The organism is Yersinia vastinensis, assembly GCF_902726565.1.
Taxonomy (GTDB): domain Bacteria; phylum Pseudomonadota; class Gammaproteobacteria; order Enterobacterales; family Enterobacteriaceae; genus Yersinia; species Yersinia vastinensis.
On record NZ_CACVAF010000002.1, the window covers coordinates 210712 to 223750 of the forward strand.

Here is a 13039-nt window from a genome sequence, read left to right on the forward strand (position 1 = left end):
TTAACCCGCAGGCGGCATTTTTTTTCCACTACACTGCCGCAAAAGGCGTGTGTTGTTGGTCAGGTTTGCGCAGTAACATCATTAAGTACACTAGCGCCACACCCGCAATCATCACAAACAATAAATTATCTGAATAGCGCTGCATCAGCAGTGAGGTCATAGTCGGCCCGGCCAAGCTGCCGATGGTATAACTCATCAGTAAAGCCTGATTCATCGCCACCAACTCATCAGCGCTGGCTTTTTCACACGCCCACGCCATTGCCACGGGATAAAGCGTAAAACCAGCGCACCCTAGAATAAACAGTGCTGGCGCCAGTGCGTAGTTACCCAAAATAGCGACACTGCCAAGAATGACGACAAACACTTGAATCCGCAGCACCAATAAACGGCCATAGCGATCCGCCATTTTGCCTATTGGCCACTGCCCGATAATGCCAGAGCTGACCAGCAGTGCCATCCACCACCCGACGCTCGCATCACTCATTCCCTGATGTGATAAATACAGCGGGAGCAGCCCATAGAGGGACCCCAACAACACACCTGAGATAATGCAGCCATTAATGCCCAGACGCGCGCTACGGCGTTTTAGCATTGGCCAAACGGCAACATGCGATGACTCACTACTACCTTGATGCGAGAAATGGGCAAATAACAGTGGCAGCATTGCCGTGATGACCAACGCACTGACCCAAGGAATAACATTCAGCAATTGTGTTGAAACCACACCCAAGAGTAGTTGCCCGGTCACAGTCCCCAAATAATAAACCATCATGTAAGCTGCTAGCAGTTGGCCACGATTGGTTAATGTACCGCTGCGCAGCAATGCACTTTCGACAATCACCCAAATCAGCGCGCAGGCAACACCAGCAAAAAAGCGCCATCCTAACCAGCTCCAAAAATCGACTGACAACATCAGCCCGCAGGTCGCGACAGCAAATAAAATGCAGGAGTAGTGATAGCTGCGATTAAATCCGAGCTGTTGAATCAACCGCCCAGCAATCAATGTCCCAACAAGATTTCCGGTAAAATATGATGAGCTAACCATCCCCACTTGCCAGGTTGGCAACTGTTGATGAGATAACCAGAGGGGAACCAATGTATTTAAAACCGCGATAGAAATCGTAAACAGCAAAAGCCCACAGAGCAAAAGCAGCACCGGGCGAGAATATGCGGACATAATAAGACAGAAACCGTCGGGATGATGGAAGTGAGCGCATCATGCCACTGGCGATAAAAAAGTCAATTACCTCTCAATAGGGGATAGCACAATATGTTGTTCCATCGATATCAATCCTCCTGAATCAGCACGCTGACAGCTATCCAAAAAGAAAAAGCGCCCGAAGGCGCTTTTAGCGTGGTAACAAAAACCGGGCAAAATACCCTCTGTTTTTATTAACCAATAAATTCTAACCCACCCATATAAGGGCGTAAAACGTCGGGAACTTGGATACGGCCATCAGCCTGCTGGTAGTTTTCCAGCACGGCAACCAACGTACGCCCTACTGCCAAGCCAGAACCATTCAGTGTATGAACCAAACGGGTTTTTCTATCCGTTTTATTACGGCAGCGAGCTTGCATACGGCGCGCTTGGAAATCCCACATGTTGGAACATGAAGAGATTTCGCGGTACGTATTTTGCGCGGGTAACCATACTTCCAAATCGTAAGTTTTGCTGGAGCCAAAGCCCATATCGCCAGTACACAGCAATACTTTACGGTAAGGTAATTCCAACAATTGCAGAACTTTCTCGGCATGACCCGTCAGTTCTTCCAGTGCCGCCATTGAATCTTCTGGGCGCGTGATTTGTACCATTTCGACTTTGTCGAACTGATGCATACGAATTAAGCCACGAGTATCACGGCCATAGGAACCGGCTTCAGAACGGAAGCACGGTGTATGAGCGGTCATTTTCAATGGCAGAGATTCCTCTTCCAGAATCTCATCACGCACCAAGTTGGTCACAGGTACTTCAGCCGTAGGAATCAATGCATAGTTGCTGCTATCTGACTCTTCTTCCAATGGTTTGGTGTGGAATAAATCACCACCAAACTTAGGCAACTGACCTGTTCCGTACAACGTCGCATGGTTAACCAAATAAGGGACATAGGTTTCGAGATAACCGTGTTTTTCAGTGTGCAGATCCAGCATGAATTGTGCTAACGCGCGGTGCATGCGAGCAATTTGCCCTTTCATCACCACAAAACGGGCACCTGTCAGCTTCACGGCAGCAGCGAAATCAAGACCACCGGCCATTTCACCCAGAGAAACATGATCTCTCACTTCAAAATCATACTTGCGTGGTTCACCCCAGCGGCTGACTTCAACGTTGTCATTTTCATCTCTGCCCATAGGAACAGAATCATCTGGCAGGTTAGGAATAGACAATGCCAAATCGCGAATTTCGTTTTGTAATTTATCTAGCTCAGCCTTAGCTGCATCGAGCTTTTCACCCAACGCATTCACTTCCAGGCGTAATGGCTCGATATCTTCGCCACGTGCTTTGGCCGCGCCAATCATTTTCGATCGGGAGTTACGTTCTGCCTGCAGACTTTCTGTTTCAACCTGTAAAACTTTGCGGCGCTCTTCTTGTTGGCGCAACATCTCAACATCAAGTTTAAAACCTCTGCGAGCCAGTTTTTCGGCAACTGCGTCTAGCTCATTGCGCAGCATATTGGGATCGAGCATGCTAGTCCTGTGCTTGTAGTTATTGATAAATAGTTATGAAAGGAGAAATTAACGACGTAAGCGGTATAAACAGTCGCTTACAAAGTACTTATAGCGCTAACCTTACCGCAACAGCAAGGCTAGCGGTAGCGTTTTATCGGGCTATTTTGATCCTGTTCAGCCAACCATGCCAGCTTTTCACCAATTTTACCTTCCAGACCTCGGGATGACGGTAAGTAGTAGCGAGTGGCAGCCATTTCTGGAGGGAAGTAGTTCTCACCCGCAGCATAAGCGTGCTGTTCATCATGGGCATAACGGTACTCGGCACCCAGACCCATTTCTTTCATTAACTTAGTTGGGGCATTGCGCAGATGTTCTGGCACATCGAAGTCAGGTTTATCACGCGCATCCTGCATGGCTGCTTTAAATGCGGTATAAACAGCGTTACTTTTCGGCGCACACGCCAGATAAACAATCGCTTGAGCAATTGCTCGTTCACCTTCTGCCGGACCGACACGAGTAAAACAATCCCAAGCAGAGATAGCCACTTGCATAGCACGAGGGTCTGCATTGCCAATATCTTCCGAAGCAATCGCCAACAAACGTCGCGCAACATAGAGTGGGTCACCACCGGCTGTGATAATGCGCGCATACCAATATAGGGCCGCGTCCGGGGCTGAACCACGAATAGATTTGTGCACTGCCGAGATAAGATCGTAATACCGATCACCTTTATTATCAAAGCGGGCACTACGCTCACCAGAAACCTCTTTTAGCAAATCAGGGGTTAACACTCGCACCCCATTGGCATCTATTTCTGCCATATCTGCCATCATCTCAAGGCTGTTTAATGCTCGGCGAGCATCCCCTCCCACCAGTTCAGACATCATACGGCGAGTTTCAGCGGGTAACTTTATATTTTGTCCGCCATAACCACGGCTGCTATCGGACATTGCCTGATCGATAACCTTTTCGATATCGGCGGCAGTTAATGCTTTGAGTAAATAGACTCGCGCTCTGGAGAGTAAAGCCGAGTTCAGTTCAAACGAAGGGTTTTCCGTGGTGGCACCAATAAAGGTGATAGTGCCGTCTTCAATGTGGGGTAAAAAGGCATCTTGCTGGCTTTTATTGAAGCGATGGACTTCATCGACAAACAAAATAGTTCGCCGACCCGCATCCCGATTTTGCCGTGCACGTTCAATCGCTTCACGAATTTCTTTAATACCGGAGGTCACCGCAGAAATACGCTCAACATCTGCCTGACCGTAACGACCAATAATTTCGGCCAATGTCGTTTTGCCGGTTCCTGGCGGCCCCCAGAGGATCATCGAGTGTAATTGCCCGGCAACGATTGCCCGCGGTAACGGTTTACCCGGGGCCAGCAAATGTTGCTGACCAATATATTGTTCTAGCGTCAAAGGCCGCATACGCGCGGCCAGTGGCTGAAACTCATTCTGGGAAAAGTCGAGGGACATATTACTCACGCAAACCTCACTGCCGCTGGTCGTCCAGCGTCACGCCTTTTGGTAGGGTAAATTTAAATTTGCTGGCATCCGCTGAACTGTTTTGCTGACCTTTTAGTGTATACGCACTGCGTTGCCCGTCTTGTTCAACCGCCGTAAAACTTTTGATGGTGCCTGTTGGTGTCACCGTGATAGCAAATTGCTTGAGATTGCCGCTAGCACTCTTTGGCGTCAGTTCGAAATCATCACCTTTCTGTTTCACATTGTATTGCTTCCAATCATCCGGGTTATTGCGGGTGATCAGCATGAAAGGTGTATTTCCTGTCGCATTTTTCAGCCAAGTCGCCGTCGCCTGCTCAACAAACGGGTTGTAGAACCACAGTGTTTCACCATCAGAAATCAGGACGCTCTCGTCTGGAGACGTCATGTGCCAGTTAAACAGATTTGGTCGTTTTACCCACAACTCTCCCTCACCTTCTTGTACCGCAGTACCATCTGCGCTGGTGACATTCTGTGAGAAATTAGCATGGAAACTGTTCACTTTGCTCAAGCGACTTTGCAAATCGGTACTGGCATCGGCCAGAACCGAACCCGAAATTAAACCCGACAACAGACAGCAAGCAACAAGCAGTTTTTTCATTATTCTACATACCTTATAAGATTCATTGCCCCCTTACAGGGCTGCCACAAAGGCGAATTCAGTAAGCAAGTATATTCTCACGCTATGCGCCATTTAAGTCTATGGCGAGCAAACTGAATACATACTACAAACCTATTTCGACAGACCTATGCACTTTAGCTGAAGCATTGCTTTCGCGTTAGCATATTAATCTGATAAATACGGGGTTTACGCTTCTTTGCACAAGGGCCGCAAAGCGGCCCTGTTTATGTTCACTGCTTCAAAACCAGATATTACTCATGTGGCGGTGGCGCCAGAACCTCACGATTACCATTATGACCCGGCGTACTCACAATCTGTTGAGCCTCCATCTGCTCAATGATACGTGCAGCACGGTTGTAACCGATACGGAATTGGCGCTGAACACCAGAGATTGACGCACGGCGTTTCTCCAGTACAAAACTGACGGCTTGGTCAAATAGCGGATCCAACTCTTCATCGCTATCCAGCCCAAGGCTACCGCCTTCGCCCTCATCCCCCCCACTGAGAATACTTTCGATATATTGAGGACGACCGCGCGCTTTCCAATCATTAACTACGGCATGAACTTCCTGATCCCGGACAAAGGCACCATGGACACGCACTGGAATCGACGAGTTAGGTGCCATATAGAGCATATCCCCCATTCCCAGTAGTGACTCGGCGCCGCCTTGATCGAGGATAGTCCGTGAGTCAATTTTACTGGACACGGTGAAGGCAATACGGGTCGGAATATTAGCTTTAATCAATCCCGTAATGACGTCTACTGATGGACGCTGAGTTGCCAATACCAGATGAATACCAGCAGCACGAGCTTTCTGCGCCAAACGCGCAATAAGCTCTTCAACTTTTTTGCCCACTGTCATCATCAAGTCAGCAAACTCATCCACCATCACCACGATGTAAGGCAGTTTTACCAACATTGGCGGAGAGATATCCATACTATCGGATGGCTTCCAGAATGGGTCTGGAATTGGCCGCCCCATCGCTTCAGCTTGAGCAACTCGTTCGTTATATCCCGCAAGATTACGTACGCCCAATGCAGACATCAGTTTATAGCGCCGTTCCATTTCACCGACACACCAGCGCAATGCATTCGCCGCATCCTTCATATCTGTTACAACTTCGGTTAACAGATGAGGAATACCCTCATACACAGACAGTTCCAGCATTTTCGGGTCAATCATGATAAAGCGCACATCGTCTGGGGTGGCTTTATACAAGATGCTGAGGATCATGGCGTTCACCCCAACCGATTTCCCAGAGCCAGTCGTACCCGCCACTAGCAAATGAGGCATTTTAGCCAGATCGGCTACCACAGGTTGCCCGGCAATATCTTTGCCTAACACGATAGCTAAAGGTGAAGGGTTATCGCGGAATTTGGCGCAATCCAGCACTTCGCGTAGGTACACGGTCTGACGGTGTTTGTTTGGCAGTTCAAGGCCAACATAAGGTTTACCCGGAATAACTTCGACTACTCGTACGGCAATAGCAGATAGAGAACGTGCTAAATCGCGGGACAGGTTAGAAATGCGCGAAGCTTTAACACCTGGTGCCAAATCCAGCTCAAAACGGGTAATAACTGGCCCCGGAGAAATGCCAACGACTTCGGCTTTTACCCGATAATCTCCTAACCGCGCCTCAACCAAACGAGCAGTTTGCTCCAATGCGAACATATCGACTGGCTCTTCCTCCGCTGGAGGAGAAGAAAGAAGATCAAGAGTAGGCAATGGCGTCGTAGGTTTAATCAACGGTTGGTCATTACGCATCAGGAATGGATGAATCAAACTATCCATCGCTGGTGCGGGTTGTACTGGTGAAACCGGCTGTACTGGTGCAGTCGACTGAGCCGGTATTGATTGTCCTGAATGAGATTGATGCCCTGCTGACGACTGGTAGGCGGGCGCCTGCTTAACATCATGAGGTGCAAAAGCGCCTTGAGTTGCTGCTGGCGACGTGGCTTCCTCAACATAAGGCGAAAGCGTAAACAGTGGCTCACGCGGGCTATCATTCACAAGATCAGCCACTGGTGAAAAAGTGAAAGCACTATTCGTATCAACCAACTGCATCTCTTCAGCTTGCGTATTTTCAATTACCGTACTTTGAGCGCTGTTATTTCCGCTATGAATAGCGTCATAACGATGTTGCTGTTGTGCAGCAAAAGCCTCACGCAATGCTGCTTCTTGCAACGCTTGTTCATCTTCAGGTTCAGGTGCTGAGACCGTGTTAACGCCCGAGTCTGAAACTTGCCCATAGCGCTCAGATTGTTGTTCTGCAAAGGCTTTGCGTAAGATTGCCTGCTGCAATGCATCATCATCTTCAGATACAACACCTGCATCAAATTGAGAACCAGTAACTGAAGACGGATTTTGAGTACCCTCTTCGCGCTGTTCACGCTGTTCCTGCTCGGCCATCCGTTGAGATGGCAATTTTATACCGTAGGATGCCAGTTCACGTCGCGTTGGAATACGAACAGGATTAGGCCGAGGCAACTCAGGTCCTATGCCTTGTTTAATCTGAGAACTGCTATCACTGGTTGCCGTAAATGCGGGCATAAATGTCGCGGCAGCAGCACTTGCCGCCACGATTTCAGAGGTAGACACAGGACGATTTATTGATCCTAAGGAGGTTAGCTCATCATCAGTAGCCAGCCCTGGATTAATATGAGGTGTACTTTCTACCTGATCGCTATGCCGTTGTGCCGCTGAAAAATCAAATGGTGAATGGCTGGTAGAACTTGCAGGCTTATCCCATTCCCCCAATTGTGGCTCCAGACGCTCTGCTGGTGCAACATGGGTGGGTACTGGAGATATCGCTTCTGCTGGAATTTCAAAAGAATAGAGTGGTGGTGTCGGTATCTCATTATCAGTCGCTGGCACTGTATTATGACTATGCCCCACGCTAGTGCTGATAACTGGCTCAACTGGCCCCTCTGTAGATGCCGCAGACAGAGGAGGTAGGTCACCATGATCTGTCGCACGTAATGAACTCAATAAAGGATCATAATTATCTTCAATTTTGGCCGGCGCGCCACCATCAATCGGCTGTGTATCAGCCAATTTGTCTGTAACCGACGGAGCTGAGAATAAAACGTCATCATCATCTGCCAGAGCAGGATTTGCAGCCAGTACTGTTGACGCCACACCTGCCGCCACGGTTTTATTCGATACTGCATCCGTATTTTGTTCTGCAGTATTGGCTTCATCAGCTGGATAATCATCCTCATCGTCGTAGCGTTCTTCACGACGTGAGCGATTTGTCATAAAGGTCAATGACCCTAAAACTACCCCGCCAATTTTTTCAGCAATAACCAACCATGACCAACCAGTGAAGAGTGTCAAACCAACAGCCCAAATACAGAGCAACGTCAGCGTCGCACCAACACCGTTGAACCAAGGCAGCATCGCATTACTGAATAAACTGCCGATGACTCCACCTGAGGCAAAGTAATAAAGATCATCAATATTTAATGCCGCCAATCCGCATGACGTTAAGATCAACGCCAATGTACCGATTAGACGTAATGAAAGCGCAAAGTAATCGACATGTTCACTGGTATCACGCTGGCGGAATGCCGCCCAACACAACATCACCATAATGGCAGGAATGGCGTAAGCCAGAACGCCAAAAGTGAAGAATAGCGTATCAGCCATCCAGGCACCCACACTCCCGCCAAGGTTATGGATTGGTTCGTGCCATGAGGTTTGGGACCAACTCGGGTCCGAAGGATTAAAACTGAGCAGCGCGGCCATCAGGTAGGCTGCCAATAGCGTTACTACAATCAAAACAGCTTCAAGCAAGCGGCGCCCGCTGCTGAGTTTTTTCAGAGTAACTTCTTTATCTTCTGTATATTCCTGGCTCAAGAAAGGCTCTCCAGGTTCCTGTTGATTAGTATGAGTGACAACGCCGAGAACCCTCCCGGCGTTGAAACTGTATGAATAAACAGGAGTGTAACCAAATTACTCAGGTTTTGCACCTGCCTGTTTACCGCGTTTGAATAACTAAACGGTTACTCTGCTTCACTTCTTCCATGACCACGTAGGTACGGGTGTCGTTAACGCCCGGTAGGCGAAGCAAGGTCTCACCGAGTAATTTACGGTAAGCAGACATATCAGGTACTCGGGTTTTCAACAAATAGTCGAAATCACCGGAAACCAGGTGACACTCTTGAATTTCCTCAAGATTTTTTACAGCGACGTTAAATTGCTCAAACACATCCGGAGCGCCACGATTCAGAGTAATCTCAACGATAACCAGCAATGATGCATCCAAATACTGTGGATTAAGCAGTGCGGTGTAGCCATGAATGAAGCCCTGACGCTCTAAGCGGCGAACCCGTTCCAAACATGGTGTTGGTGACAACCCTACTCGTTTTGAAAGCTCGACGTTAGAAATGCGCCCATCCTTTTGTAATTCATTCAGGATGTTACGATCTATACGATCAAGCTCTTTCCCCGGGCGTTTTTTATTATCTATCATCTTATAGTCTCTCTTAATTTCCTTGAGTCTGCGACATACTCTAACGTCAATAAATTCAGAGCATGCTGCAAACAACGACCCGCAGCCTGTTTTATGCAAATATATCAATACGTTGTTATCTCACACCCTGTCTGTCCAACTGTATGCGAGGTACTCGATGATTATTAGCGTTGAGGAAGAGATAGCGCATCACAACCAACTGCAAAAAATCCCCCTGCAGTTATTCGTGAATATACTCCACATGCCATCCAGTATTAATCGAAAACATTCCAGGGTTTTCGCTTGGCATCACTGACACCAAATCTGAAACTATGGCGCGCAGATAATTTCTTCTTCCTATGATGTTTTCGCAAATGCACAGCCGATTGTCAAAGTAAAAGAAGTTAAATCAGTGGAACGTGCCAGAATTAAAATCGCAGTCCCCTCCCCCAACCTATTTTTTCACCGTTTATTTGCTATAAAATGGTGCAATTAGACAGATCGTAATTCCGAGTGTTTTAAGGTTCTATTGGCTTGCAAGCCACATCTTTTATGGGGTTAAGGGCTTTTAGTCCTTTTTTACCCATAACGTAAAAATCAATTTTGGTCGAATTTGGGACCCACTCTAATTCTTTTACTGGCTAACTGCCGATTCTTAATACATTTAGTTTATTAAATAGGCATTACCTATTAAACAAATCGCTAACAACATTTTTGTCTGCTTTTTTTAATGATCAATTTTCCCTACAATCGCTAACATTGTCCGCCATTGTGGGAAAGAGGTATTCATGAGCACGGCTAAACATAGCAAATTGATTATTTTAGGTTCTGGCCCTGCGGGTTATACCGCAGCTGTTTATGCAGCACGCGCCAATCTGAAACCTGTATTGATTACCGGAATGGAGAAAGGCGGTCAATTGACCACCACCACCGACGTAGAAAACTGGCCGGGTGATCCTGAAGGTCTTACTGGTCCAGCACTGATGGAACGGATGCATGCGCATGCAGAAAAATTCGATACAGAAATCGTATTCGACCATATCAACAAAGTTGACTTGCAAAATCGCCCATTCCGCCTGTTTGGTGATGGCGCGGAATACACCTGTGATGCACTGATTATTGCAACAGGTGCATCTGCACGCTATTTGGGCATGGAATCAGAGGAAGCGTTCAAAGGGAAAGGGGTTTCCGCCTGCGCAACTTGTGATGGTTTCTTCTACCGTAACCAGAAAGTAGCCGTTGTTGGTGGGGGTAATACCGCCGTTGAAGAAGCTCTGTATTTGGCAAATATCGCTGCTGAAGTTCATCTAATTCACCGTCGTGATAGCTTCCGTTCAGAAAAAATTCTGATTGACCGTCTAATGGAAAAAGTAAAAAACGGTAACATCGTACTGCACACTGACCGTACGTTAGATGAAGTGCTGGGTGATGAAATGGGTGTAACCGGTGTGCGTTTGAAATCAACCAAAGGTAACGAGACCGAAGAGTTGGCGGTTGCCGGTGTGTTCATTGCGATTGGCCATAGCCCTAATACTGCTATTTTTGGCGATCAATTAGCACTGGAAAATGGCTACATCAAAGTGCAGTCCGGCATTCAAGGTAATGCTACACAGACCTCTATTCCAGGGGTCTTCGCTGCTGGCGATGTCATGGACCATATTTACCGTCAGGCCATCACCTCTGCTGGGACAGGCTGTATGGCCGCACTAGATGCCGAGCGCTATCTGGATGGGTTAGTCAACGATAAATAACACTATTGGCATCACTGTTTAGCCAAATACAAGCGGGCAGCTGACAGATATGTGAGCTGCCCGTTTTACTTTCTGTTTTTACCCTTTATTTTTGTACGTGCTCATGTCAATGAAAAACAGCAAATTATTGTTATTCGCTAATGCGGCAACTATCACGACCATTATGGTTTCACCTCATGACATGACGAGGTAATATTGCCCCTCGCTGGTGTACCACCTTCAATGGTGACAAACACTTTTTGATATTTTCCAGTACTCTGTGCAGAAAAAATTGCCCGATGAATAAAACACGACAGTATGAGTTGATTCGTTGGCTGAAAAGACAAAGCGCCCCCGCGCAACGTTGGCTCCGCCTGTCCATGTTACTTGGCCTCTTCAGCGGGTTATTGATCATCGCCCAAGCATGGTTACTCGCCACCTTGCTACAATCTTTGATTATTGACAAAGTACCCCGTGCAGCTTTAACTGCCGATTTTGGGATGCTGGCAGGAACTTTTGCCGTACGTGCCGTGATCAGTTGGTTACGCGAACGAGTAGGGTTTATTTGTGGCATGAAAGTGCGGCAACAAATCCGCAAAATAGTACTAGACCGCTTAGAACAACTCGGCCCTGCTTGGGTTAAAGGCAAACCCGCTGGCAGCTGGGCGACAATTATTTTGGAACAAATTGAAGATATGCAAGATTACTATTCTCGCTATCTGCCGCAGATGTATTTAGCTGTTTTTATTCCAGTGCTCATTCTGATCGCTGTCTTCCCAATTAACTGGGCAGCAGGTTTAATCTTATTTGTCACCGCCCCCCTGATCCCACTATTTATGGCGCTGGTCGGTATGGGCGCGGCAGATGCCAACCGACGTAACTTTGTCGCACTGGCTCGCCTAAGTGGCAACTTCCTTGACCGCTTACGTGGCTTAGACACTCTGCGACTATTTAACCGCGCTAAAGCAGAAACCGATCAAATCCGTGACTCTTCAGAAGATTTCCGTCGTCGTACGATGGAAGTGTTGCGGATGGCATTCCTCTCCTCCGCCGTCTTGGAGTTTTTCGCCGCCATATCCATTGCTGTCGTCGCCGTTTATTTTGGTTTTTCTTATTTGGGGGAATTGAATTTCGGTAGTTATGGTCTTGGCGTGACTCTGTTTGCCGGTTTTCTGGTACTGATATTAGCGCCTGAATTCTTCCAGCCTTTGCGAGATTTAGGCACGTTTTATCATGCTAAAGCACAAGCCGTTGGGGCTGCTGAATCCCTAGTGACGTTTTTGAGCAGTGAGAGCGAAGCTATCGGCCAAGGTGACAAAGTGCTAAATGGCACCGATGCCATCGCTCTTGAAGCTGATGAATTAGAGATATTGGCACCAACAGGTGCTCATTTGGCCGGGCCACTCACCTTCTCTCTACCTGCGGGCAAGCGCGTTGCTATTGTTGGCCTAAGTGGCGCCGGCAAAAGCTCATTACTAAATCTGCTTCTGGGTTTTTTACCCTACCGTGGCTCGCTAAAAGTCAACGGAGTAGAACTACGCGAACTGAATCCACAAGCTTGGCGAAACCAATTGAGTTGGGTCGGCCAAAACCCGCACTTACCTGAACAAACGCTAATGACCAATATTTTGCTGGGCCAGCCTGATGCTGATAGCCGTCAATTACAGTCAGCGGTTGAACGTGCGTACATCAATGAGTTTCTCAATGAATTGCCGCAAGGATTGGATACGGAAGTAGGCGACCACTCTGCTCGACTTTCTGTTGGGCAAGCCCAACGGGTTGCCGTTGCCAGAGCACTGCTCAATCCATGCCGTTTATTGTTACTGGACGAACCTACTGCCAGTCTGGATGCCCACAGTGAACAATTGGTCATGAAAGCATTAGAGGAAGCTTCACGCCAGCAAACCACGCTGTTGGTCACCCATCAGTTGGAAGATACAGTGGGATATGATCAAATCTGGGTCATGGATAGTGGCCTTTTGGTTCAACAAGGTGATTACTCCAGTTTAAGTCAATCTGCCGGTTCGTTTGCCAATCTGTTGTCCCATCGCAGTGAGGAGCTTTAA

7 protein-coding genes and 2 pseudogenes are annotated in these 13039 nt (G+C 47.7%); 2 read left to right on the top strand and 7 right to left on the bottom strand.

Features of this window, described 5'->3' with window-relative positions; genetic code table 11:
- Positions 1 to 28 precede the first annotated feature (28 nt).
- The 7 genes and pseudogenes from HUZ92_RS03680 to lrp form a co-directional block, all read right to left on the bottom strand.
- Positions 29 to 1177 carry an MFS transporter gene (locus tag HUZ92_RS03680; protein WP_050097111.1) on the bottom strand — a complete coding sequence of 383 codons (1149 nt, stop codon included), beginning with the start codon at positions 1175 to 1177 and terminating at the stop codon, positions 29 to 31.
- Between the two features lie 215 nt (positions 1178 to 1392).
- Entirely contained in the window at positions 1393 to 2685 is a 1293-nt protein-coding gene (gene serS / locus HUZ92_RS03685) for a serine--tRNA ligase (protein ID WP_050097110.1), read from the bottom strand.
- Between the two features lie 119 nt (positions 2686 to 2804).
- Positions 2805 to 4148 (bottom strand): replication-associated recombination protein A, encoded by a 1344-nt coding sequence (locus HUZ92_RS03690; RefSeq protein WP_050097109.1) that lies wholly within the window; start codon positions 4146 to 4148, stop codon positions 2805 to 2807.
- A 7-nt stretch (positions 4149 to 4155) separates the two neighbouring features.
- Positions 4156 to 4767 carry an outer membrane lipoprotein chaperone LolA gene (gene lolA, locus HUZ92_RS03695; protein WP_050097108.1) on the bottom strand — a complete coding sequence of 204 codons (612 nt, stop codon included), beginning with the start codon at positions 4765 to 4767 and terminating at the stop codon, positions 4156 to 4158.
- Between the two features lie 272 nt (positions 4768 to 5039).
- Positions 5040 to 7640: pseudogene (locus HUZ92_RS03700) on the bottom strand (DNA translocase FtsK); the annotation flags it as partial.
- A 495-nt stretch (positions 7641 to 8135) separates the two neighbouring features.
- Positions 8136 to 8537 (bottom strand): annotated as a pseudogene (locus HUZ92_RS21000) (DNA translocase FtsK 4TM domain-containing protein); the annotation flags it as partial.
- Between the two features lie 232 nt (positions 8538 to 8769).
- The gene (gene lrp / locus HUZ92_RS03705; RefSeq protein ID WP_050097106.1) at positions 8770 to 9264 is read right to left on the bottom strand and encodes a leucine-responsive transcriptional regulator Lrp; all 495 of its coding nucleotides are present in this window, start codon (positions 9262 to 9264) and stop codon (positions 8770 to 8772) included.
- Between the two features lie 767 nt (positions 9265 to 10031).
- Between lrp and trxB the strand changes: the two genes are divergently transcribed.
- A complete protein-coding gene (gene trxB, locus HUZ92_RS03710) occupies positions 10032 to 10994 on the top strand; it encodes a thioredoxin-disulfide reductase (RefSeq protein ID WP_050139709.1) in 963 nt (320 codons plus the stop codon).
- 278 nt (positions 10995 to 11272) lie between these two features.
- The gene (cydD, locus tag HUZ92_RS03715) at positions 11273 to 13039 is read left to right on the top strand and encodes a heme ABC transporter permease/ATP-binding protein CydD (RefSeq protein ID WP_050097104.1); all 1767 of its coding nucleotides are present in this window, start codon (positions 11273 to 11275) and stop codon (positions 13037 to 13039) included.